The 21,248-nt window shown below is 66.4% G+C and carries 23 protein-coding genes; 8 read left to right on the plus strand and 15 right to left on the minus strand.

Annotation, left to right across the window (positions count from 1 at the left end; genetic code table 11):
- Nucleotides 1–99 precede the first annotated feature (99 nt).
- The 4 genes from OU682_RS15550 to OU682_RS15565 all read right to left on the minus strand — a co-directional run bounded on the left by OU682_RS15550 (nucleotide 100) and on the right by OU682_RS15565 (nucleotide 4,234).
- Nucleotides 100–825 carry a proteasome-type protease gene (locus OU682_RS15550; RefSeq protein WP_268943087.1) on the minus strand — a complete coding sequence of 242 codons (726 nt, stop codon included), beginning with the start codon at nucleotides 823–825 and terminating at the stop codon, nucleotides 100–102.
- A gap of 183 nt (nucleotides 826–1,008) precedes the next feature.
- Entirely contained in the window at nucleotides 1,009–1,851 is an 843-nt protein-coding gene (locus OU682_RS15555; RefSeq protein WP_268943088.1) for a transglutaminase family protein, read from the minus strand.
- 2 nt (nucleotides 1,852–1,853) lie between these two features.
- Nucleotides 1,854–2,810 (minus strand): alpha-E domain-containing protein, encoded by a 957-nt coding sequence (locus OU682_RS15560; protein ID WP_268943089.1) that lies wholly within the window; start codon nucleotides 2,808–2,810, stop codon nucleotides 1,854–1,856.
- A gap of 14 nt (nucleotides 2,811–2,824) precedes the next feature.
- Nucleotides 2,825–4,234, minus strand: a complete 1,410-nt coding sequence (locus tag OU682_RS15565; RefSeq protein WP_268943090.1) for a circularly permuted type 2 ATP-grasp protein — start codon at nucleotides 4,232–4,234, stop codon at nucleotides 2,825–2,827.
- A gap of 284 nt (nucleotides 4,235–4,518) precedes the next feature.
- Between OU682_RS15565 and OU682_RS15570 the strand changes: the two genes are divergently transcribed.
- Both OU682_RS15570 and OU682_RS15575 read left to right on the plus strand, forming a co-directional pair.
- Nucleotides 4,519–4,845: an STAS domain-containing protein gene (locus tag OU682_RS15570; protein WP_268943091.1), complete on the plus strand. Its 327-nt coding sequence runs from the start codon at nucleotides 4,519–4,521 to the stop codon at nucleotides 4,843–4,845.
- Nucleotides 4,846–4,869: 24 nt separating this feature from the next.
- Nucleotides 4,870–5,364 carry an ATP-binding protein gene (locus OU682_RS15575; RefSeq protein WP_268943092.1) on the plus strand — a complete coding sequence of 165 codons (495 nt, stop codon included), beginning with the start codon at nucleotides 4,870–4,872 and terminating at the stop codon, nucleotides 5,362–5,364.
- Here the strand turns inward: OU682_RS15575 and hspQ are convergent.
- The 7 genes from hspQ to OU682_RS15610 all read right to left on the minus strand — a co-directional run bounded on the left by hspQ (nucleotide 5,337) and on the right by OU682_RS15610 (nucleotide 11,788).
- The gene (hspQ, locus tag OU682_RS15580; RefSeq protein WP_268943093.1) at nucleotides 5,337–5,669 is read right to left on the minus strand and encodes a heat shock protein HspQ; all 333 of its coding nucleotides are present in this window, start codon (nucleotides 5,667–5,669) and stop codon (nucleotides 5,337–5,339) included. The two genes, OU682_RS15575 and hspQ, sit on opposite strands and share 28 nt — an antisense overlap.
- A gap of 133 nt (nucleotides 5,670–5,802) precedes the next feature.
- Nucleotides 5,803–6,279, minus strand: coding sequence for a CreA family protein (locus OU682_RS15585; RefSeq protein WP_268943094.1), 477 nt, complete (start codon nucleotides 6,277–6,279; stop codon nucleotides 5,803–5,805).
- The gene (locus OU682_RS15590; protein ID WP_268943095.1) at nucleotides 6,270–7,007 is read right to left on the minus strand and encodes a metallophosphoesterase; all 738 of its coding nucleotides are present in this window, start codon (nucleotides 7,005–7,007) and stop codon (nucleotides 6,270–6,272) included. The genes OU682_RS15585 and OU682_RS15590 overlap by 10 nt, the downstream gene beginning before the upstream one ends.
- A gap of 63 nt (nucleotides 7,008–7,070) precedes the next feature.
- Nucleotides 7,071–8,660 (minus strand): phosphoglycerate dehydrogenase, encoded by a 1,590-nt coding sequence (gene serA, locus OU682_RS15595; RefSeq protein WP_268943096.1) that lies wholly within the window; start codon nucleotides 8,658–8,660, stop codon nucleotides 7,071–7,073.
- A 95-nt stretch (nucleotides 8,661–8,755) separates the two neighbouring features.
- Entirely contained in the window at nucleotides 8,756–9,904 is a 1,149-nt protein-coding gene (locus tag OU682_RS15600; protein WP_268943097.1) for a phosphoserine transaminase, read from the minus strand.
- A 90-nt stretch (nucleotides 9,905–9,994) separates the two neighbouring features.
- Nucleotides 9,995–10,648 carry a YggS family pyridoxal phosphate-dependent enzyme gene (locus tag OU682_RS15605; RefSeq protein WP_268943098.1) on the minus strand — a complete coding sequence of 218 codons (654 nt, stop codon included), beginning with the start codon at nucleotides 10,646–10,648 and terminating at the stop codon, nucleotides 9,995–9,997.
- Nucleotides 10,649–10,717: 69 nt separating this feature from the next.
- Nucleotides 10,718–11,788, minus strand: a complete 1,071-nt coding sequence (locus OU682_RS15610; RefSeq protein WP_268943099.1) for a porin — start codon at nucleotides 11,786–11,788, stop codon at nucleotides 10,718–10,720.
- Between the two features lie 254 nt (nucleotides 11,789–12,042).
- On the opposite strand from OU682_RS15610, the gene OU682_RS15615 reads away from it, so the two are divergent.
- The 6 genes from OU682_RS15615 to OU682_RS15640 all read left to right on the plus strand — a co-directional run bounded on the left by OU682_RS15615 (nucleotide 12,043) and on the right by OU682_RS15640 (nucleotide 18,223).
- Nucleotides 12,043–12,522 (plus strand): DUF3576 domain-containing protein, encoded by a 480-nt coding sequence (locus OU682_RS15615; RefSeq protein ID WP_268943100.1) that lies wholly within the window; start codon nucleotides 12,043–12,045, stop codon nucleotides 12,520–12,522.
- A 90-nt stretch (nucleotides 12,523–12,612) separates the two neighbouring features.
- Nucleotides 12,613–15,150 (plus strand): leucine--tRNA ligase, encoded by a 2,538-nt coding sequence (gene leuS / locus OU682_RS15620; protein ID WP_268943121.1) that lies wholly within the window; start codon nucleotides 12,613–12,615, stop codon nucleotides 15,148–15,150.
- Nucleotides 15,137–15,628, plus strand: a complete 492-nt coding sequence (gene lptE / locus OU682_RS15625; protein WP_268943101.1) for an LPS assembly lipoprotein LptE — start codon at nucleotides 15,137–15,139, stop codon at nucleotides 15,626–15,628. Before leuS ends, lptE begins: the two co-directional genes overlap by 14 nt.
- Before the next feature lie 7 nt (nucleotides 15,629–15,635).
- Entirely contained in the window at nucleotides 15,636–16,664 is a 1,029-nt protein-coding gene (gene holA / locus OU682_RS15630) for a DNA polymerase III subunit delta (protein ID WP_268943102.1), read from the plus strand.
- Between the two features lie 8 nt (nucleotides 16,665–16,672).
- On the plus strand, nucleotides 16,673–17,908 hold the full coding sequence (locus OU682_RS15635) for a BaiN/RdsA family NAD(P)/FAD-dependent oxidoreductase (RefSeq protein WP_268943122.1): 1,236 nt from the start codon (nucleotides 16,673–16,675) through the stop codon (nucleotides 17,906–17,908).
- A 96-nt stretch (nucleotides 17,909–18,004) separates the two neighbouring features.
- A complete protein-coding gene (locus tag OU682_RS15640) occupies nucleotides 18,005–18,223 on the plus strand; it encodes a hypothetical protein (RefSeq protein WP_268943103.1) in 219 nt (72 codons plus the stop codon).
- A gap of 6 nt (nucleotides 18,224–18,229) precedes the next feature.
- Here the strand turns inward: OU682_RS15640 and OU682_RS15645 are convergent, their stop codons facing one another.
- From OU682_RS15645 to OU682_RS15660, 4 genes are all read right to left on the minus strand, one after another.
- Nucleotides 18,230–18,646, minus strand: a complete 417-nt coding sequence (locus tag OU682_RS15645; RefSeq protein ID WP_268943104.1) for a PaaI family thioesterase — start codon at nucleotides 18,644–18,646, stop codon at nucleotides 18,230–18,232.
- A 57-nt stretch (nucleotides 18,647–18,703) separates the two neighbouring features.
- Nucleotides 18,704–19,285: a transglycosylase SLT domain-containing protein gene (locus tag OU682_RS15650; RefSeq protein WP_268943105.1), complete on the minus strand. Its 582-nt coding sequence runs from the start codon at nucleotides 19,283–19,285 to the stop codon at nucleotides 18,704–18,706.
- Nucleotides 19,286–19,349: 64 nt separating this feature from the next.
- Nucleotides 19,350–20,831, minus strand: coding sequence for a glycerol kinase GlpK (glpK, locus tag OU682_RS15655; RefSeq protein ID WP_268943106.1), 1,482 nt, complete (start codon nucleotides 20,829–20,831; stop codon nucleotides 19,350–19,352).
- Nucleotides 20,828–21,196: a winged helix-turn-helix domain-containing protein gene (locus tag OU682_RS15660; RefSeq protein ID WP_268943107.1), complete on the minus strand. Its 369-nt coding sequence runs from the start codon at nucleotides 21,194–21,196 to the stop codon at nucleotides 20,828–20,830. The genes glpK and OU682_RS15660 overlap by 4 nt, the downstream gene beginning before the upstream one ends.
- Nucleotides 21,197–21,248 lie beyond the last annotated feature (52 nt).

The raw sequence follows: 21,248 nt of genomic DNA on the forward strand, positions 1-21,248 counted from the left end.
ATCCTCCGACGGTGGTGGTCCCGTTTAACGTTACGTCACGACCGGCTCAACCTGGATCCGGGGCAAATCTGTATTGCGGCAGGACGCGAAATGCACGCGTCAGAGGCTGACCTTCACGAAGCTGTCGCGCAGGGCGGCAGACCAGGCCGCGCTCATCCGTGCGAAATCCGCATCGCCGTCCAGGATGCGGCGGCGCGAGGTGACGGCGCAGGCGTCCTTTTCGATGATCGCCATGTCCAGCGGCATCCCGACCGACAGGTTCGACCGCAGCGTGGAATCCATCGACAGCAGAACCGCCTTTTGCGCGTCTGCCAGGTTGGTGCCGGGCGTGACCACGCGGTCCAGGATCGGCTTGCCGTACTTGTGTTCGCCGATCTGCAGGAAGGGCGTGTCCTCGGTCGCCTCGATGAAATTGCCTTCGGGATAGATCAGGAACATGCGCATGTCCCCGCCGCAGCGCTGGCCCGCGACGATCATGCTGGCCGAGGCCTGCTGGCGCAGGTCGCGGCATTGTTCGGCGATCTCGCGCCGGGTGCGCGACAGCGTGTCGCCGATGATCGTGGCGACCTGCAGCATCGTCTGGGCCTTCATGATCGAGGTCGTTTCGTCCGCCATCTCGTCGTGGATGGCCTCGGTCAGGCGGGCCAGCGTCGTCTGCGTGACCGACAGCGATCCGGCGGTCATCACCACGATCGCGCGTTCGCCGGGCTGTTCGAAGAAGAACATCTTGCGATAGCAGGCGATATTGTCCAGCCCGGCATTGGTGCGCGTGTCCGACAGCAGCACCAGCCCGGCGTTCAGCTTCAACCCGACGCAATAGGTCATGGCTGCGTCTTCCCCGTCATGATCGGCCCGCAATCTAGCGGCAGGCAGGACTGGCCGCAACGGTCCCGGCGGCGGGGCGGACATGCTGCGGCAATTCTGCCTCGGGCCCGATGTGTCATCCCGGCCCGAAGATCAGCAGGGTGAATGGCCACAGGCCAAGAGCGGGCGGTCCACCCTTTCGCTTCAGCTTTGCCTCTGGCTCTGGCTCTGGTTCTGGAAACGATCGACCTCTTCGACATTGACGGCAACATCCAGTGTCTCGGCACCCTGGCCTGCCGCAATGCCCCGGATCGGTGCCGCGTCCAAGGCGTCAAGCCCCGATCCCAGCCGGACATAGCGTTCGTCGGGGCAGCAGCGGTTCGCCGGATCGAAGCCGACCCAACCCAGACGCTCCACATGGATTTCGGCCCAGGCATGGGAGGCCTCGTGCGCCTCGCCCGCGGCACTGGCCTGAAGGTAGCCCGAGACATAGCGCGCGGGCAGATCGCGCCGGCGGGCGACGCTGATCAAGGCATGGGCGTGGTCCTGGCACACGCCTTCGCCCTGCGCCAATGCCTCGGCGGCCGTGGTGTGGAATTCCGTCCGGCCGGGCGCATAGGCGATGGCATCCGCCACGGCCGCCGACAGCTTGTGCGCCAGGTCCAGCGAATCGGCGGAATCCGTGACGGAACCGGCCAGATCCTTCAGGGCTGCGTCGGCTCTGGTCGCCGCCGTGTCGCGCCCATAGGCCAGCGGGTGGATCAACTCGCGATGGCCGCGTAGCACGCCCGCGGTGTCGCGGGTTTCGACCCGGCCGCTGATGGTGACCACCACTTCCTCGGTCGGGCCGCGCACGGTCCAGCCCTCGATCCAGTCGCCGGCGCCGTCGCGAAAGCCGGGGCCGCGAATGCCGCCGGTCACCTCGATTTGCCAGTCATGGGTGCGCTGGCCTTCGCAAACCGAGGGCGTCAGGCGCAGGCTTTGCACAAGGTTCCTGACCGGCCGGTCATAGCGATAGACGGTCTGGTGAAAGATGCGCAGCTTCATCCTTACGATCCCCCCAGCAGGTAATCCTCGTGCACCAGGGTCGAGATCGTGCCGATCTCTCCGATGAACCAGGTCAGGAATTCATGCAGCCCTTCGTCGAAGATCATGTCGATGTCATGGGCCTGCAGGCGGCCCAGAACCTCTTGCGCCTTGTCGCGGGCATTGGTGGGCACCGTCTCGCCGTAACGCTTGGCGAGACCCTCCAGGTTCCAGACGGCTTCATAGAGCGAGGTGATCAGCGACCGCGGGCTTTCGCCGTTGAGGATCAGGAAATCCGCGACCCGTCCCGCCGTGATGTCGCCGCCATAGGCCCAGTGATAGGCCCGGTGCGCCGACAGGGCGCGCAGGATCACCTGCCATTGATAGGTGTCCAGCCCCGAGCCCACGAACTCGATCCGGGGCAGCAGGACGTAATACTTGACGTCCAGCAGCCGCGCCGTCGCATCCGCGCGTTCCAGCCCATAGCCCAGGTTCATGAAATGCCAGCCGTCGTTGCGAAGCTGCGTGGCATTGATCGCGCCCCTTACGGTCGAGGTATGGCTGGTCGTGAAATCCGTCAGCGAGCCCGTGTCCAGCTTGTCGCGCGGCATCCGTCCGATTCTGCGCAGATCCTGATAGGCCACGTTCAGCGCGTCCCAGACCTGGCTGGTCAGGGCGGTGCGCACGATCCGGCCCGCCTCGCGCGCCTTTTCGATGCAGGACATGACCGAGGACGGGTTCTGGCGGTCGAAGAAGATGAATTCCTCGATATTCTCCTGGCTGATCTCGCCGTATTTCTCGGCGAAAAGATTGGCCGTGCCCGAGGCCTGCAGAAGCGAGTTCCATTCGTTCTGATAGCCCGAGGCGGTGTTGGGCAGCAGCGTGATCCGCTGACCCACGTCCAGAAGGCGCGCGGCGGTGTCGGCGCGTTCCAGGTGGCGGCCCATCCAGAAAAGGTTGGCGGCTGTGCGGCTGAGCATTGCTGTCCCCCTTCCTATTCCGACAGGACCCAGGTGTCCTTGACGCCCCCGCCCTGCGACGAGTTCACGACAAGGCTGCCCTCGCGCAGCGCCACGCGGGTCAGGCCGCCCGGCACAAGCTCGATCCGGTCGCCGCAAAGGCAATAGGGCCGCAGATCCACATGGCGGGGCGCCAAGCCTTCCTCGACAAAGGTGGGGCAGGTGGACAGCGCCAAGGTCGGCTGGGCGATGTAGTTGCCGGGATTGGCCTCGATCTTGGCGCGGAAGGTCTCGATCTCCTCCCTGGTGGATTTCGGCCCGACCAGCATCCCGTAGCCGCCCGATCCGTGGACCTCCTTCACCACCAGGTCGGGCAGGTTTTCCATGACGTATCTGTAGTCGTCGTCCTTCCACAGCGCCCAGGTCTGGACGTTCTGCAGCAAGGGTTCCTCGCCCAGATAGAAGCGGACCATCTCGGGGACAAAGGTGTAGATGGCCTTGTCGTCGGCCACGCCCGCACCCGGCGCGGAACAGATCGACACACCGCCCGAGCGATAGACATCCATCAGCCCCGGCACGCCCAGCATCGAATCGGGGCGGAAGCACAGGGGGTCCAGGAAGGGGTCGTCGATCCGGCGATAGATGACATCGACGCGCTTCGGCCCCTGGGTCGTGCGCATGTAGACGAATTCGCCATCCACGAACAGATCGGCGCCCTCGACCAGTTCGACGCCCATCAGGTTCGCCAGGAAGCTGTGCTCGTAATAGGCGCTGTTGAAATGGCCGGGGGTCAGGATCACGCAGGTGGGCCGGTCGTGGCACTTGGCGGGCGCGACGGATTCCAGCGTGCGGCGCAGCAGGTCGGGATACTGGTCCACGGGCTCGATCCGGTTGCCGCGGAACAGGCCGGGGAACATGCGCATCATGATCTCGCGGTTTTCCAGCATGTAGCTGACGCCGGACGGCGTGCGGCAGTTGTCCTCCAGCACGAAGAACTGGTCCTTGGCGGTGCGCACCAGGTCGATGCCGATGATGTGGGAATAAACGCCGCGCGGGGGCACGACGCCGACCACAGCCTTCTCATAGGCCTCGTTCTGATAGACCAGCCGGGCGGGAATGCGGCCCGCGCGCACGATCTCGGCCCGGCCATAGACGTCGCGCAGGAATGCGTTCAGGGCGCGGGCGCGCTGCTTGATGCCGCGTTCCAGCTTGCGCCATTCGGCCTGCTCGAAGACGCGGGGCATCATGTCGAAGGGAATCAGCCGGTCCGGGTCGCCGCCTTCGCCATAGACCGCGAAGGTGATGCCGATGCGGCGGAACAGGGCCTCTGCCTCGGCCTGCTTCATCTGCCGGAAATCGGCGGGCATCGTCTCGACCCACTGGCTCAGGCGCGCATAGGGTTCGCGGACCCGCGATCCCTCATACATCTCGTTGTAATACGTCATTCATCCACCCGCTGACACCGGACCCTTCGCAGGCCTTCTTCCCGGATGATCGGAGACGGTTTTTGCCAAGTCCACAGAGGAATAGCGATTGCTGCGCGAAAGTTCCGCAGCCACGGGCCGCAACATGGGCAGCCAGAAGCAGCAACCGGGAATCATGCCGAAACTTTGGGCAGGTCGTGGTCACGTCCCTGCCAAGGCGCCGCAAGGCGGCGACCAGCAGGGGCGCTTACCGGATGGTAATCTTTTTCCCCTAGGGCTGGTCCCTGAAAGCGCAGGGGAACAGAATGCCGACACTGATCATCAACGAAACCGAAGCCCAACTGGTCGTCACCGTGGACGAGACGCGCATCGACGCGGCCATCGCCACCCGGTTCAAGGACCGGCTGCGCGAAATCGTCCTTCGCGGCCGCAAGCCGGTCCGACTGGACATGAGCCGGGTCGATTTCATGGACAGCTCGGGTCTGGGCGCAATGATCGCGGTGCGCAAGGCCCTGCCCGAATCCCTGCCGCTGGTGCTGGAGGGGCTGACGCCCAACGTGGAACGGGTCTTCCGCCTGACACGGATGGACAGCGTCTTCGAGATAAGACCGGCCACAACCCCGCAAGCCTGACCCGCCTTACCAGGAGTGAGTTTAATGAGTTCCATCGAACGGCAGAATGCCGGTCCGAAATCCCGCCCCGCAACCAGGACGCAGCCGATGTTCCATCGCGTGCTGCAGGCCGATCCCCAGGATGTCCGCCAGGCCCTGACCGACCTGCGCGCCCGTTTCACCCCGGCGGTCGATGCCGATGCGATGGGCCGCCTGGAACTGGTCCTGGCCGAGGTGATGAACAACGTGGCCGAACATGCCGCGGCACCGGGCGCCGGGTCGGGGTCGATGCACCTGTGCGTGATCATGCAGGAAGGCGGGCTGTCCTGCGCGATCACCGATGACGGGGGCAAGCTGCCCGCGGATTGCCTGAAGCCCCGCAACCTGCCCGCGCTTGATCCGCTGGATCTGCCCGAAGGCGGTTTCGGCTGGTTCCTGATCCAGGGCCTGACGCAGTCGCTGTGCTATTACCGCGAAGACCACCGCAACTGCCTGGCCTTCACCGTCCCCTATCAGTTGAGCGGACCCATCAGCGGATAGCGCCCGTCCTCGAAATCGCCGAACATCTCGACCACCTCGGGGTGGTCCAAGGGTTCGCCCGACTGGTCGGGGACAAGGTTCTGTTCCGAGACATAGGCGACGTAATAGGTCGCCTCGGTCTCGGCATAAAGGTGGTAGAAGGGCTGGTCCTTGGTCGGGCGCACATCCTCGGGGATCGAATCGTACCATTCCTGGGTATTGGCGAATTCGGGATCCACATCGAAAATCACGCCGCGAAACGGCCGGTTCCGATGCCGGACGATCTGACCCAGGCTGTATTTGGCAATACGATGATGTGCCTGCATGAATGTTCCACTGCGCTTCGGGACAGGACTGACGGGTGTTCTAATCCCACAAGCCGATTCTGTCCACCGGATCACCAGCATTTGCACGATTTCCGCAGCGTCCGGGTTGTGGGGGACACAGGGCGGGTGGTTCCTAGTCCGTCGGCCGCGCGCCTGCTTCCTCCACCGGCAGGGGCACGGTGGACATCGACATCTTGGCCGATCCCTCGCTCAACTCGCTGGCATGGGCCAGATAGACCAGCACGCGGTTCTCGGCGTCATAGATGCGCTTGACCCGCAGCGACTTGAACAGAAGCGACCGGCCTTCGCTGAACACATCCTCGGGCGCGCCCGGCCGCAGGGTGCTGACATCGACGGGGCCGGTGCGGCTGCACTGGATGGCGCTGTTCGAGGGATCCTCGAACCAGTTCCCCTGGCTCAGCCGGTCCAGGACCGAGCGTTCGAAATAGGCCAGATGGCAGGTCACGCCGCCCACGTCGGGGTCGCGGATGGCCTCGATGACGATGTCGTTGCCGACCCAATCGACGCCGACCTGGGCGATCTCCTCGGCCTGGCTCTGGACGGGGACCAGGGCGGGCAGCATCAGCAGCGCGGCGGCAATCATTCGCATGGCAGGTTCTCCGGTTCCAGGGGGACGCGGCCATCTTCGGTCAAGAGATGCGCCGCGCCATTCTCGATCACTACCGCGCAGAGCGGCCGGCCATAAGCCGCGCCGCCATCGACGTTCAGGCGGTTGCCGTAATGGGTCGCGGTCTGGATCGCGGTATGGCCATGCACGACCAGCGGGCCGTGGTCGTGCAGGTTGTTCAGGAAACCCTGCCGGATCCAGACCAGATCCTCCTCGGCCTGGTCCTGCAGATCGACCCCGGGGCGGACGCCGGCATGAACCACCAGCGCCAGTGGGTGCAGGAAGTAAAGCGGCAGCGAGGCCAGATAGGTGGCATGGTCGGCGGGCACCGCGCGCTTGGCCTCGGCCAGCAGACGCTGCGGGGGCAGGGCGGTGTCGACGCCATAGGACCGCAAGGTCTCGGGCGCGCCGAGACCGGAATGCAGCGTCCAGTGTTCCCGGGAACTCAGGCCGGGATCGACCCAGTCGGGCTGCAGCAGGTATTGCGGCAAGAAGCGGTCATGGTTGCCGCGCGTGACGATCCAGCGCCGCCCCTGGGCCTCGCCGGTCATCAGGTAATCGACCGCGCCGCGCGAATCGGGGCCCCGGTCGATCAGGTCGCCCACATGGGCGATGACCGCATCCCAGCCGCCGTCGCGGAAGACGCGTTCATGCGCGGCCTTCAGCTTGTCCAGATGCCCGTGGACATCGCCAATGACATAAAGCCGCATCCCGCCCCCTTGCCAGCGGCAAACGGTGCCGCGCCCCCTGCGTAAGGGGACGCGGCGGGATCGTCAAACCTCGAACTGCAGCCGGCGGGCCTGCAGGAACTTGCCGGTCTTCTGCAGCGCGGCCAGGGCGGCATCGCTGATCGCCTCGTCCAGGTACAGGATGGCGATGGCGTCGTTGCCCTGCGCCGACCGCCCCAGGGTGAAGTTCGCGATGTTCACGCCCAGATCGCCCAGTGTCGTGCCAAGCGCACCGATCACGCCCGGCACGTCCTTGTTGCGGGTATACAGCATGTGCGCCCCCACCTCGGCGTCGATGGTGATGCCCCGGATCTGGATGAAGCGCGGCTTGCCGTCGCTGAAGACGGTGCCGGCGATGGACCGTTCGCGGGTGTCGGTGACCACCGTCAGCTTGATATAGCCCTCGAAGACGCCAGCCTTGTCCTGGGTGGTGGTGGCCACCTGCACGCCGCGTTCCTTGGCCATGACCGGGGCCGAGACCATGTTCACGTCCGGGTTGGTGGCCTTCATCACGCCCGCGATGACCGCCGCGTTCAGCGCGTTCAGGTTCATCGTCGATGCGACGCCGTCGTAAAGCACGTTGATCGCCTTGATCGGCTCCTCGGTCATCTGGCCCACGAAGGCGCCCAGGTGACCGGCCAGCTTGATCCAGGGACCCATGACAGCGGCTTCCTCGGCCGTGACCGAGGGCATGTTCAGCGCGTTCTGCACCGCGCCCGTCAGCAGATAGTCCGACATCTGCTCGGCCACCTGCAGGGCGACGTTCTCCTGCGCCTCGGTGGTGGATGCGCCCAGGTGGGGGGTCACGACCACGTTCGGCAGGTTGAAGAGCGGGCTTTCGGTGGCGGGCTCGACCGCGAAGACGTCAAAGGCGGCACCGGCGACGCGACCGTCCTTCAGCGCCTGGGCCAGGGCCTCCTCATCGACCAGGCCGCCACGGGCGCAGTTGATGATGCGCGCGCCCGGCTTCAGCTTGGCGATGGCCTCGCGCGACAGGATGTTCTTGGTCTTCTCGGTCAGGGGCACGTGGAAGGTGATGAAGTCGGACTTTGCCAGCAATTCGTCCAGTTCCACCTTGGTGACGCCGATCTCCTTGGCGCGCTCGGGCGACAGGAAGGGGTCATAGGCCAGCACCTTCATATGCAGGCCAAGCGCACGGTCGATCACGATCGAGCCGATATTGCCCGCGCCGATCACGCCCAGGGTCTTGTTGAAAAGCTCCACCCCCATGAAGCGGTTCTTTTCCCACTTTCCGGCATGGGTGCTGGCGGACGCCTCGGGCAGTTGGCGGGCCACGGCGAACATCATAGCGATGGCGTGTTCGGCGGTGGTGACGCTGTTGCCGAAGGGCGTGTTCATCACGATCACCCCCTTCTTGCTGGCTGCCGGGATGTCCACGTTGTCCACCCCGATCCCGGCGCGGCCGATCACCTTGAGGTTGGTGGCGTTCTGCAGCAGCTTTTCGGTGACCTTGGTCGCGGACCGGATCGCAAGGCCGTCATACTGCCCGATCACCTCGGCCAGCTTCTCCTTGTCCTTGCCCAGGTCGGGCAGGTAGTCGACCTCGACCCCCCGGTCGCGGAAGATCTGGACGGCGGTTTCCGACAGCTTGTCGGACACGAGAACCTTCGGCATGTCAGTTCATCCTCTCATGCGCCACCCTTCACCCAGGGGCGCTGTTCATTTCCGTAGTGATATTGCGGAGATCCGGGGGGCAGGCCCCCGGCTTCTTATTCCTGCGCGGCCAATTCGGCGCGATAAGCCCATTCGATCCACGGCATCAGCGCCGCGACATCGCTGGTCTCGACCGTCGAGCCGCACCAGATCCGCAGGCCTGCCGGAGCATCGCGATAAGCGCCCGCGTCAAGCGCCACGCCCTCTTTCTCAAGCCGCTTGGCGACGGCCTTGGCAAAGGCCGCGCCATCCTTGATGACCGGATCGGTGAAGCGCAGGCAGACGCTGGTGTTCGACCCCGTTGCCGGGTCTTCGGCCAGATCGGCGATCCAGTCCTTGTCCGCGATGAAGTTGCGCACGGCAGCCGCGTTGGCATCGGCCCGGGCGATCAGTGCCTTCACGCCGCCCAGCGACTGCGCCCACTTCAGCGCGACTAGGTAATCCTCGACCGCCAGCATCGACGGCGTATTGATCGTCTCGCCCTTGAAGATGCCCTCGATCAGCTTGCCGCCCTTGGTCATGCGGAAGATCTTGGGCAGCGGCCAGGCGGGGGTATGGGTTTCCAGACGCTCGACCGCGCGCGGCGACAGGATCAGCATCCCATGCGCGCCTTCGCCGCCCAGCACCTTCTGCCAGCTGAAAGTCACCACATCCAGCTTGTCGAAGGGCAGGTCCATGGCAAAGGCTGCGCTGGTCGCGTCGCAGATGGTCAGGCCGGCGCGATTCGCCGGGATCGCGTCGCCGTTCGGGACGCGCACGCCGCTGGTGGTGCCGTTCCAGGTGAAGACGACGTCCTTGTCGAAATCGACCTGTGCGAAATCGACGATCTTGCCGTAGTCGGCCTTGCGGACGGTCGCATCCAGCTTCAGCTGCTTCACCGCGTCGGTGACCCAGCCTTCGCCGAAGCTTTCCCAGGCCAGCATCTCGACCGGGCGGGCGCCCAGCAGGGACCACATCGCCATCTCGACCGCGCCGGTGTCGGAACCGGGGACGATGCCGATGCGGTAATCGGCGGGGACGCCCAGGACCTCGCGCGTCAGATCGATCGCCTCGGCCAGCTTCGCCTTGCCGACAGCGGCACGATGCGAGCGGCCAAGCGGAGCATCCGCCAGCAGGTCCAGATTGTAATGGGGGATCTTGGCACAGGGGCCCGAGGAGAAGCGCGGATTGACCGGGCGCGCAGCCGGGATCGTCAGATCTTTCATGCTAGCCTTCCAGCTATGAAGCCCTTCGTTGGGGAAGGGTGTCCCGCCGCCGGACATACGCGGGGTCGCCGCGTTTCGCAAGAAGGAAATTCAGGCGTAGCTGCGGGCGCCGAAGATGGCCGAGCCGACGCGCACATGGGTGGCGCCCTCGGCGATGGCGGTCTCGAAATCCGCGCTCATGCCCATGGAGAGATTCGGCAGCCCGTGCTCCTGCGCCAGGCGGCGCAAAAGGCGGAAATGGGGCAGGGGATCCTCGTCCTCGGGCGGGATGCACATCAGCCCCTGGGGGGACAGGCCAAGGTCGCGGCAAGAGGACAGGAAAACCGGCAGCTCGTCCGCCAGGATCCCAGCCTTCTGCGGCTCGTCGCCGGTGTTGACTTGGATGAACAACTGCGGGCTGCGGCCCTGCTGGTCGATCTGCTGCGCAAGCTTGCGGGCCAGCGTCATGCGGTCCAGCGTGTGGATCGCATCGAACAGCTCGACGGCCGCCTTGGCCTTGTTGGACTGCAAGGGGCCGATCAGGTGCAGGTCCACGCCGGGCCAGCGGGCGCGCCAGCCGGGCCATTTGCCCTGCGCTTCCTGCACGTAGTTTTCGCCGAAGACGCGCTGGCCCGCATCCAGCACGGCGGTGACCCGGTCTTCGGGCTGCACCTTGCTGACGGCGATCAGCGTGACGCTGCCGGAGGCGCGTCCGGCGCGGGTTTCTGCGGCCGCGATGCGGCGTCTGATGTCATCCAGTCCCATGACGCGACAAGACAAAAAGAAAAGAGCGGGCGCAAGGCCCGCTCCTCAGTTTGACATCCGATCCGGGGATCAGAAGTCGAAGCGCACGCCCATGTCGGCGGTGATGCGCTCTTGGTAGTCGCTCTGCAGCGAGGCGCCCAGACGAGCACCGCCCAGATCGTAGTTCACGCCGACGCCGAACGAGGTATCGGTCTCGTTGCTGTCACGATCGTTGTTGGCAATGTAGGCTTCGATGTTGGTCAAGCCATCGGCCAGCGTATAGTCGCCATAGAGGGCGAAAGTGTTGCCGACGCCACCGTTTTCGTCTTCGTCAGGAGTGTCAACATAGTTCAGGCCGATGCGGGCATTCTCCATCACCGCGTAGCGCGCGCCGATGAAGAAGATGTCGTTGTCGGCGATGCCCAGCCCATCCTTGGTATAGGCGGCCGACAGTTCCAGACGCTCGTTCCAAGTATAGTCGACAGCAACGCCGAACTCTTCCTCGGTGTTGGGGAAGAGCACTTCGCCGTCTTCGTCAACGAGGTCGCTGATCCGGCCGGACTGGTCGGGATCGATATAGGACGCCTGCACTGTCAGGTTGTCGATCGCGTAGACGGCGCGAATGCCAAGACGATCGATCTGCTCGAGCACGTAGGGACGCGCGCTGTAGGCGAAGAAGGCGCCAACAACGCCGCTGAAGCCAACCGAACGGTCATAGGCACCCAGTTCGGTCGCATAGATCAGGCCGCTGCTGTCCATCGCGGTGTCGACGTTACCGACTTCCACTGTAAGGCCGCTTGCGGTGACATACAGCTTGCCGGCGTTCGGCTCGGCTCCGGTACCGTTCTGGCTGTTCAGGAACTCATCAAGGGTGATGCCCTCGACGCCGCGCAGGCGGTTGAGCAGATCATCATCAAGGCCGCCCTGGTCCCACTGCAGGCGAACGCGGGCCCCGAAGTCAACACCTTGGTCGGTCGAGGTGCTGGCATCGATATTCATGCGCACGCGCGACTGGACGCGGCTTTCGTTAATGTTGATGCTGTCGTCGTCGCTTTCGTAATAGATCACGCCGGTCCGGCCGTAACCCGAGATGGTGACGTCGGCAGCAGCCACACCGGCGGTCAGGACCAGCGCGGTGGAGGCGATAAGAGCCTTTTTCATGTGAAGTTCCCTCTTGTCTCTCTGATGCCCAAACCGGCATTACCGTCTTGGGTATGCAGCTTGTTTCCCCCGTCCTCATTCGTGATGCAACGGAATCGCGCGGGACCCCCTGCCATGGCCAAGCCTGTGATGCACAAGGGCCACACCTTCTTGTGAACGGAATTTCGGCCGGGGCCGGGGCGTGGACCAAGGCGCTTGTGGGGCGGTGGCGATCCGCGCTAAAGCGAGACCTGACGCGAAAAACGGGGGACCGCATGAAAACCGCACAAGCCGCGCGCCTGATGATCGCAGCGACGCTTTGCGCCGGGCTGGCTGCCTGCGGCGGTGGTGGGGCGGGGCGGAATAGCGGGCCCAATGACGGCTCGGACATGAGCCCCGAGGTTCGCAAGACCACCATCTGGGATGTCTTCGAGGGCTCGGAAAACCCCAACAACACGGTCGGAGTGAACAAGTACCTCTGGAACGCCAGCCTGGAAGTGCTGAATTTCCTGCCGATCCAGACGGTCGATCCCTTCACCGGGGTCATCCAGACCGGCTATGGCACCCCTCCTGGCGGCGGGCGGTCCTATCGCGCGACGATCAAGATCGCCGATCCGGCCCTGGATGCCCGCAGCCTGAAGCTGTCGCTGCAGGGTCCCGGCGGCGCGGCGGTGGAACCTGGCACGGTCCGCGCGGTCGAGGATGCGATCCTGACCCGCGCCCGGCAGCTGCGCATCCAGGACGGACGGCTTTGACCAGGGTGGGGTGAAACCCCGCCCTGCGCTATGGACCCGTCCTGCCGCGCCGTATAAACCGGGGCGCGACGAATGACGAAGGTCCGCCCGATGCCCTATGATCCCTCCAGTCTTGAGTCCCGGTGGCAGCAAGCCTGGGCCGATGCCGGCAGCTTTGCCGCCACGCGCGACAGCCGGCCCAAGTATTACGTGCTGGAGATGTTCCCCTATCCTTCGGGGCGCATCCACATGGGCCATGTGCGCAACTACACGATGGGCGACGTGGTGGCCCGCTTCAAGCGCGCCCAAGGGTTCAGCGTGCTGCACCCGATGGGCTGGGATGCCTTCGGGATGCCTGCCGAGAACGCCGCGATGGAGCAGGGCGGCCATCCGCGTGATTGGACCTATGCCAATATCGCGACCATGCGCGAGCAGTTGAAGCCGCTCGGCCTGTCGATCGACTGGTCGCGCGAGTTTGCCACCTGCGACGACGATTACGTCCACCAGCAGCAGGCCATGTTCCTGGACATGCTGGAAGCCGGGCTGATCACCCGCAAGTCAGCGCAGGTGAACTGGGACCCGGTGGACATGACGGTGCTCGCCAACGAGCAGGTCATCGACGGCAAGGGCTGGCGGTCCGGCGCCACGGTCGAGCGGCGCGAACTGACGCAGTGGTTCTTCCGCATCTCGGATTATTCGGACGAGCTGCTGTCGGCGCTGGACGGGCTGACCGGCTGGCCCGAAAAGGTGCGGCTGATGCAGGCCAACTGGATCGGAAAGTCGCGCGGGCTGCAGTTCCGGTTCGAGACGGTCGATGCGCCGGAAGAATTCGAGGCGATCGAGGTCTATACCACACGCCCCGACACGCTGATGGGCGCCAGCTTCGTCGCGCTGTCGCCGGATCACCCGCTGGTCAAGGATCTGGCCGCCGCCGATCCCCGCGTCGCGGCCTTTGTCGAGGAATGCCGCAGGATCGGCACGACCGAGGAAGCCATCGAGACCGCGCCGAAGATGGGCTTTGACACCGGCCTGACCGTCCGGCATCCCATCGACGCGGACTGGCGCCTGCCGATCTGGATCGCGAATTTCGTGCTGATGGATTACGGCACCGGCGCGATCTTCGGATCGCCCGCGCATGACGAACGCGACCACGAGTTCGCCACGAAATACGGCCTGCCGATCCGCGCGACCTTCGGGGAACGCGGGATGGATCTGGCCGCCGCCGATGCGCTGGTCGCCAAGGCGCCCTACGTTCCGCTCAAGTCCGAAACCGTCACCTATGTGCGGGGTTTTTCGGGCGAAGCCGACCAGACCGGAGAGGCCGCCGTGGATGCCGCCATCGCCCATGCCGAGGCAAACGGTTATGGCGAGGGCGTGACCAAGTTCCGCCTGCGCGACTGGGGCATCTCGCGCCAGCGATACTGGGGCTGCCCGATCCCGGTCCTGCATTGCGACACATGCGGCACCGTCCCCGAGGCCAAGGCAAACCTGCCGGTCCTGCTGCCCCAGGACGTGACCTTCGACGTGCCGGGCAATCCGCTGGACCGCCACCCCACCTGGCGGCAGGCCACCTGCCCGCAATGCGGTGCTGCCGCCCTGCGCGAAACGGACACGATGGACACCTTCGTCGATTCGTCCTGGTATTACGCGCGCTTCACCTCGCCGCACGCGGCGACGCCCACCGACCGGGCGGATGCCGACTACTGGATGAACGTGGACCAGTATATCGGCGGGATCGAGCACGCGATCCTGCATTTGCTGTATTCGCGGTTCTTCGCGCGGGCGATGGTCAAGACCGGGCATCTGCCGGAGAGCGCCAAGGAGCCGTTCGACGCGCTGTTCACGCAGGGGATGGTGACGCATGAGATCTATAGGACGACCGACGACCGGGGCCGCCCGGTCTATCACCTGCCCGAGGATGTGACCGACGGCAGGCTGGCGGACGGGACAGTGGTCGAGGTCATCCCTTCGGCCAAGATGTCGAAGTCGAAGAAGAACGTCGTCGATCCGGTCAACATCGTGCAGTCTTTCGGCGCCGATACCGCGCGCTGGTTCATGCTGTCCGACAGCCCGCCCGAGCGTGACGTGGAATGGACCGCCGCCGGGGCCGAGGCTGCCAACAAGTTCCTGGCCCGCGTCTGGCGCCTGGCCGATGAGGCGGGCGAGGACGCCGAGGATCCCGACCTGACCCGCGCCGCGCATCGCGCGACCGCCGACGTGACCCGCGCCATCGAGGGCTTTGCCTTCAACAAGGCCGTGGCCAAGATCTATGAGCTGGCGAATGCCGTCGGCAAGTCCAGGGCGGGCGGCGAATCGCGCAAGGCGGTGCTGCGGATCATGGCGCAGCTGATGGGGCCGATGGTGCCGCACCTTGCCGAGGAGGTCTGGGCCATGGCGGGCGGGCAGGGGCTGCTGGTCGACGCGCCCTGGCCCAAGGCGGATCCCGCGATGCTGGAGGATGACACCGTCATCCTGCCGATCCAGATCAACGGCAAGCGCCGGGCCGAGATCAGCGTTGCCAAGGACATGTCCAAGGACCAGATCGAGGCGATGGTTCTGGCCGATGACACCGTGCGCCGCTTCCTGGAAGGCGCGGCTCCCAAGAAGCTGATCGTCGTGCCGGGACGGATCGTCAATGTGGTCGCCTGACCGGACCAGCCGCCGGGCGGCCCTGCTGGGGCTGCTGGCGGTGGCGGGTTGCGGGCTGACGCCGGTCTATGGTCCGAACGGGGCGGGCCAGCGGCTGTTCGGCAAGGTCCGCCCGCGCGATCCCCAGACCTATCAGGATTTCGCCTTCAACCGCCGCCTGGCCGAACGGCTGGGGGGCGAGGGGACGGATCTCGACCTGGATTACCGCATCAATGTGGGCGTGGTCCCGCAGGCGATCACCCCCGACGAGGTCACGACCCGCTATTCACTGAACGGCACCGCCGATTTCGCGCTGACCGACCGGGCGGGCAGGGTGGTGGTGCAGGGACGGGTCAGCAACTTCACCTCCTATTCGACAACCGGCACCACCATTGCCACGCTGGCCGCCGAAGGCGATGCGCGCACCCGCCTGGCCGAGATGCTGGCCGATCAGGTCGTCACGCGGCTGCTGGCGGCATCAGCGCAACTGCCGGAATGATCCGCGCATGATCCTCAAGGGAGGGGAAATCGCGCGCTATCTGGCGCGGCCCGATCCTTCGCGCCCGGCGCTGCTGATCCATGGGCAGGACGCCATGCGCGTCGCGATGAAGCGGGCCGAGGCGGTCAAGGCGCTGGTCGGCGACAAGGCCGACGAGGAGATGCGCCTGACCCGCCTGCCGGGGGCCGGGTTGCGCAAGGATCCCGCGCAGCTTCTGGACGCGATCAAGGAAGTGGGCTTCTTTCCCGGCCCGCGCGTCGTGCTGGTCGAGGATGCGCCCGATACCGCCGCCGACGCGATCCGCGCGGCGCTGTCGGACTGGCGCGCGGGCGATGCGGTGATGGTCGTGGCGGCGGGCGCCCTGGGCAAATCCTCGGCCCTGCGCAAGCTGTTCGAGCCCCATCCCCTTGCCGTGACCGCGCCTATCTATGACGATCCCCCCGGAGAGGAGGAGGTCGCGCGCTGGCTGGCCGATGCCGGGCTGCGCCACGTTCCCCCGGCGACAATGAAGGACATGATGGTCCTGGCCCGGGCGCTGGATCCCGGCGACCTGCGCCAGACGATCGAGAAGATCGGCCTTTACAAGCATGGCGACGACGCGCCCCTGACCGGGGACGAGATCGCCCTGATGGCGCCCGCCACCATCGAGGCGGACCTGGACGAGCTGATCCACATCGTCGCCGAACGGCGCGAGGCCGAGTTCGGTTCGATGATGCGCCGGATCGAGGGGCAGGGCGTCAGCCCTGTCACGCTCTGCATCGCCGCCCTGCGTCATTTCCGCGCCCTGCATGGCGCCGCCGCGGACCCCGGCGGGCCAGGCGTCGCGCTGTCGAAGATGCGCCCGCCGGTCTTCGGGCCCCGCCGCGACCGGATGGCCCGGCAGGCGCAGGCCTGGGGCATGGGGCCGCTGGAGGAAGCGGTGCGGCTGCTGCTGGACACCGACCTGATGCTGCGCAGTTCGACCCGCGCGCCCCAGAAGGCCCTCGTCGAACGCGCGCTGATCCGGCTGGCGATGTCCCCGCGGGGCCGGCGGTGACCGAGGCCGTGGACGCGCTGGTCATCGGCGCGGGACCCGCCGGCCTGATGGCCGCCGAGGCTCTGGCCGCGCCGGGACGCCGGGTGGTGGTGGCCGAGGCCATGCCGACGCCTGCGCGCAAGTTCCTGATGGCGGGGAAGTCGGGGCTGAACCTGACCAAGGACGAGCCGCCCGAGGCCTTCGCCCGAAGGTTCGGCAGCGGCAGCGGGGCGCTGTCCGCTGCCCAAGGGTTCTCGGACCGGTGGCGGACGCAACGGCCAGCCGGGGGATATTTGCGTGAAGAGGAACCGGCCTTCGGCCCCGCAGAGGTGATGTCCTGGGCACGCGGCCTGGGGATCGAACTGTTCACCGGATCGACCGGGCGGGTGTTTCCGGTGGGCATGAAGGCCTCGCCCCTGCTGCGGGCCTGGCTGGCGCGGCTGCGCGAATGGGGGGTCGAGCTGCGCACCCGGTGGCGCTGGATCGGGGACGGGTTCCGGTTCGAGACGCCCGAGGGGCTGCGCATCGTCCAGCCTCGCGTGACGGTTCTGGCGCTTGGCGGGGCAAGCTGGCCCCGGCTGGGATCAGACGCGGCCTGGGTGCCGTGGTTGCAGGAAGCCGGGGTCCGGGTCGCACCCTTTCGCCCCGCGAACATGGGTTTTCGCGTGGCCTGGTCGGCGCAGATGGCGCGGCATTTCGGCGCTGCGGTCAAGGGCACGGCGTTGCAGGCCGCCGGTCTGGCCAGCCGGGGCGAATGGATCATCGGGCGCCACGGGATCGAGGGCGGCGGTATCTACGAGATCTCGGCCGCGCTGCGCGACGGGGCGGCAGGCCTTGTCGATCTGGCGCCGGATCTGGACCACGCGGCCCTGGCCACGCGTTTCGCGAAACCCAGGGGCAAGCTGTCCCTGGGCAACTGGCTGCGCCGCGTGCTGGACGATCCGGTCAAGGTCGCGCTGCTGCTGGAATGGGGCAGGCCCCTGCCAGACGATCCCGCCGGCTGGGCGGCGCTGGCCAAGGCGCTGCCCCTGCGCCACAACGGCCCGATGGGGATCGAGACGGCGATATCCTCGGCCGGTGGGGTGACCTGGGATTCGGTCACTGAAGGTCAGGAACTGCGCGCCATGCCCGATGTCTTTGTCGCGGGAGAGATGCTGGACTGGGAAGCGCCGACCGGCGGCTATCTTCTGACCGCCTGCATGGGCAGCGGATTGCACGCCGGGCGGGCAGCCGCCGCGCGACTTGCCGCTTCGGCGCAGGGCTGAGCCTCTTGCGGCTTTTGGCCCGCTTGATGGGGCACAGGCCATGACCTATGCAGCCGGGATGGGAGGAACCCACTCGCCGCAAGGAAAGGGTTTCCGATGGCCTACACGATCACGCATTTCGCGCCCGAGACGCGCAGCCGCATCGACGCCTTCTTCAACCAGTTCGGCCAGGGAATGAACGCCTATCTGGAATCGCGGGCACGCTGCGCCGAGATCGAGGCGCTGGAGGCGAAGTCCGATGGGGAACTGGCCCGGATGGGCCTGACCCGCGACCGGATCCCCGCGCATGTGTTTCGCGATACCTATTGGCCTTGACCGGGCCTAGTCCGTCCAGTCGATCACCATCTGCGTTTGCGTGACGATTGCCGCGGTCTTGCCGTCACCGCGTGTGATGGTGGTCTGCCAGATCTGCGTCGTCCGGCCGAGATGCAGGGGCAGGCTGACCGCCCGGGCCACATCGCCCAGCCGGATCGGGCGCAGGAAGTTGGTCTTGCTTTCCAGCGTGGTGGTGGATTTCCCCGCAGGCAGGTTCATGAAGGTGCCGGTGCCCCCGGCATTATCCGCAAGCCCCATGATCGCGCCGCCATGCAGCACGCCGTTGCGGTTGGCCAGGGCCTGGGTCACCGGCATCTCGAATTCGACCCGGCTAGGCGTGGCGCTGACCAGCCGGGCGCCGATATGGACGGCGAATTCGGGCTGATCCTCGGCGTCCCGCCTGATGTGGTGATCGTCGTTCATCCGCGTCCCTTCCGTTGCCCGGCCATATCATCCGGGCGGGGCGCCAAGGGCAAGCCTTCAGGCCCTGCGGCAGGACACCAGTTGCGCGCGATACATCTGCGCGCGCTGGCCGACCTGGTTCGCCACCCGCACCAGCCAGGGCTTGCCCAGATAGGATTGCCGCGCAAAGCCCGACCGCCCCTCGTGATAGGCCAGGTATTGCGAGGCCGCGTCCCATTTCGAGATGCCCAGGCGGCGGTTGGAGTTGTGCATGTACCAGCCCATGAAATCCGTCGCATGGCGGATGTTGTCGCGCTTGGCGCGGCGGTTGCCGGTTTCCTTCTGGTATTCCTCCCATGTGCCGTCCAGGGCCTGGGAATAGCCGAAGGCGCTGGACTGGCGGCCGATGGGGATCACGCCAAGGGCATATTGATGCGGCGTGCGGGCATCTCCGATGAACTTCGATTCCTGGTGGATGGCGGCCATCTGCACATGGATGGGCACGCCCCATTTCCGCTCGGTCGCCTTCATCGCGCGGTAATAGGCCGGCCGTTCGGCCACGATGGCGCAGGCGTTGTCCAGCTGCCGGGGTGCCGAATAGTTGCCGCCGCCGCATGACGCGACCAGCCCGACAATCGCGAGTTTCAGAAGCCTGCTCATCCTGCCCTCTTGTCGTTTTCCGGCGATCTTACGGAAATTCACGGGCAGGTGAAATCACAAAGCCTCAAGATGGGACCGACAGCACCGCCTGCACCGCACGGGTCCAAGCGGAATAGCGCCGGTCCCGCTCATCCCCGGCCATCCGGGGCTCGAAGCGGCGATCAAGCTGCCAGGCCCGGGCATATTCCGCGGGCGACGGGCAAAGCCCCGCGCGATAGCCCGCCAGCCAGGCCGCCCCTTGGGCCGTTGTCTCGGTGTTCCTTGGGCGATCCACCGGTGCGCCGAGGATGTCGGCCAGGAACTGCATGGCCGGTTCGCTGGCGGTCATGCCGCCATCGACGCGCAGCACGGCATCCCCGGCGTCCGGCCAGTCAGCGCGCATCGCCTGCAGCAGATCGCGGGTCTGGAAGCCCACGCTTTCCAGCGCCGCGCGCGCGAATTCGGCGGGGCCGGTGTTGCGCGTCAGCCCGAAGATCGCGCCGCGCGCAGCGGGCGCCCAATGGGGCGCGCCGAGGCCCGTAAAGGCCGGGACCATGATGACCTGCTGGCTGTCGTCGGCCTGTCCCGACAGGGTCTGGGTCTCCTTGGCCTCGCGGATCAGCTTCAGGCCGTCGCGCAGCCATTGGACCACGGCGCCTGCGATGAAGATGCTGCCCTCCAGCGCGAAGGTCGTCTTGCCGTCCAGGCGATAGGCGATGGTGGTCAGCAGCCGGTTCCGCGACCGGACCGCCTGGCCGCCGGTGTTCAGCAGCGCGAAGCAGCCGGTTCCATAGGTCGATTTCATCATCCCCGGCGTGAAGCAGGCCTGCCCGACGGTCGCTGCCTGCTGGTCGCCCGCGACGCCGGTGATCGGGATTTCCCGTCCGAACAGGTCGCCGCGGGTGGTGCCGAAGTCGTCGGCGCTGTCCCTGACCTCGGGCAGCAATTCGCGCGGGATGCCGAACAGGCGGCACATGTCGTCCGACCACTCGCCCTTGCGGATGTCGTAAAGCAGCGTGCGGCTGGCATTGGTGGCATCCGTCACATGCGCCCGCCCGCCGGTCAGCTTCCAGATCAGGAAGCTGTCGATGGTGCCGAAGGCCAGTTCGCCCGCGCGGGCCCGGTCCCGCGCGCCCTCGACCCGATCCAGCAGCCAGGCGATCTTGGTCGCACTGAAATAGGGATCCAGCAGCAGGCCGGTGGTGTCGGTCACCTGATCCTCGACTCCTTCGTCGCGCAGCCGGTCGCAGACGTCGGCGGTGCGGCGGTCCTGCCAGACGATGGCGCGGTGGATGGGCTGGCCGGTCCTGCGGTCCCAGATCACGACGGTTTCGCGCTGGTTGGTGATGCCGATGGCATCGATGCGGGGCGCGCCCGCGCGTTCAATGGCGGCGCGGGCGGTTCCGGCACTGGCGGTCCAGATGTCGCCGGGGTCGTGTTCGACCCAGCCGGACCGGGGAAAGTGCTGCGGGAATTCATGCTGCGCCGTGGCCTGCACCTGCAACTCGTCGCTGAAGACCAGCGCGCGGGACGAGGTCGTCCCCTGGTCCATCGCCAGAATCGTCATGCGCCGTTCTCCTTGTCCTGTTTCATCAATGCGCCAATGGCGGCCAGGTCCGAAGCCCCCTGGTCGCGCAGCAGTTCTTCCAGCGATTCGTAATGCCGCAGCACGGCCTGGCCTGCCGGCGTGACCGACGCCCCGCCGCCTCCCGCCCCGCCGCGGCTGCTGTCGACCAGCGGATGGGCGAAAGCCGCGTTCATTTCCTCGACCAGGGTCCAGGCGCGCTTGTAGCTCATCCCCATCTGGCGCCCGGCGGCCGAGATCGAGCCAAGCTGCCCGATCAGCCGCAAGAGCTGCGCCTTGCCCGGTCCCAGCACCAGCGGCGCGTCATATTCCAGCCGCAGCTTGATCCGGGGGCCGTCCTTGTCCATCGCGATTCGGTTTCCTGCCTTTCCCGCAAGTTAGCCGCAGGCTGCGGGCGCG

Origin of the sequence: Paracoccus benzoatiresistens (assembly GCF_026913015.1) — a bacterium.
Classification (GTDB): Bacteria; Pseudomonadota; Alphaproteobacteria; order Rhodobacterales; family Rhodobacteraceae; genus Paracoccus; species Paracoccus benzoatiresistens.

What these genes read in the sequence shown, in the direction of transcription:
- OU682_RS15570 (WP_268943091.1), top strand. Translation starts at nt 4,519, where the DNA reads ATGCCGACACTGATCATCAACGAAACCGAAGCCCAACTGGTCGTCACC.
- OU682_RS15650 (WP_268943105.1), bottom strand. Translation starts at nt 19,285, where the DNA reads ATGAGCAGGCTTCTGAAACTCGCGATTGTCGGGCTGGTCGCGTCATGC.
- OU682_RS15585 (WP_268943094.1), bottom strand. Translation starts at nt 6,279, where the DNA reads ATGCGAATGATTGCCGCCGCGCTGCTGATGCTGCCCGCCCTGGTCCCC.
- serA (WP_268943096.1), bottom strand. Translation starts at nt 8,660, where the DNA reads ATGCCGAAGGTTCTCGTGTCCGACAAGCTGTCGGAAACCGCCGTCCAG.
- OU682_RS15615 (WP_268943100.1), top strand. Translation starts at nt 12,043, where the DNA reads ATGAAAACCGCACAAGCCGCGCGCCTGATGATCGCAGCGACGCTTTGC.
- OU682_RS15575 (WP_268943092.1), top strand. Translation starts at nt 4,870, where the DNA reads ATGAGTTCCATCGAACGGCAGAATGCCGGTCCGAAATCCCGCCCCGCA.
- OU682_RS15645 (WP_268943104.1), bottom strand. Translation starts at nt 18,646, where the DNA reads ATGAACGACGATCACCACATCAGGCGGGACGCCGAGGATCAGCCCGAA.
- OU682_RS15590 (WP_268943095.1), bottom strand. Translation starts at nt 7,007, where the DNA reads ATGCGGCTTTATGTCATTGGCGATGTCCACGGGCATCTGGACAAGCTG.
- holA (WP_268943102.1), top strand. Translation starts at nt 15,636, where the DNA reads ATGATCCTCAAGGGAGGGGAAATCGCGCGCTATCTGGCGCGGCCCGAT.
- hspQ (WP_268943093.1), bottom strand. Translation starts at nt 5,669, where the DNA reads ATGCAGGCACATCATCGTATTGCCAAATACAGCCTGGGTCAGATCGTC.
- OU682_RS15660 (WP_268943107.1), bottom strand. Translation starts at nt 21,196, where the DNA reads ATGGACAAGGACGGCCCCCGGATCAAGCTGCGGCTGGAATATGACGCG.
- lptE (WP_268943101.1), top strand. Translation starts at nt 15,137, where the DNA reads ATGTGGTCGCCTGACCGGACCAGCCGCCGGGCGGCCCTGCTGGGGCTG.
- OU682_RS15605 (WP_268943098.1), bottom strand. Translation starts at nt 10,648, where the DNA reads ATGGGACTGGATGACATCAGACGCCGCATCGCGGCCGCAGAAACCCGC.
- glpK (WP_268943106.1), bottom strand. Translation starts at nt 20,831, where the DNA reads ATGACGATTCTGGCGATGGACCAGGGGACGACCTCGTCCCGCGCGCTG.
- OU682_RS15565 (WP_268943090.1), bottom strand. Translation starts at nt 4,234, where the DNA reads ATGACGTATTACAACGAGATGTATGAGGGATCGCGGGTCCGCGAACCC.
- OU682_RS15600 (WP_268943097.1), bottom strand. Translation starts at nt 9,904, where the DNA reads ATGAAAGATCTGACGATCCCGGCTGCGCGCCCGGTCAATCCGCGCTTC.
- OU682_RS15560 (WP_268943089.1), bottom strand. Translation starts at nt 2,810, where the DNA reads ATGCTCAGCCGCACAGCCGCCAACCTTTTCTGGATGGGCCGCCACCTG.
- OU682_RS15610 (WP_268943099.1), bottom strand. Translation starts at nt 11,788, where the DNA reads ATGAAAAAGGCTCTTATCGCCTCCACCGCGCTGGTCCTGACCGCCGGT.
- leuS (WP_268943121.1), top strand. Translation starts at nt 12,613, where the DNA reads ATGCCCTATGATCCCTCCAGTCTTGAGTCCCGGTGGCAGCAAGCCTGG.
- OU682_RS15550 (WP_268943087.1), bottom strand. Translation starts at nt 825, where the DNA reads ATGACCTATTGCGTCGGGTTGAAGCTGAACGCCGGGCTGGTGCTGCTG.
- OU682_RS15555 (WP_268943088.1), bottom strand. Translation starts at nt 1,851, where the DNA reads ATGAAGCTGCGCATCTTTCACCAGACCGTCTATCGCTATGACCGGCCG.
- OU682_RS15640 (WP_268943103.1), top strand. Translation starts at nt 18,005, where the DNA reads ATGGCCTACACGATCACGCATTTCGCGCCCGAGACGCGCAGCCGCATC.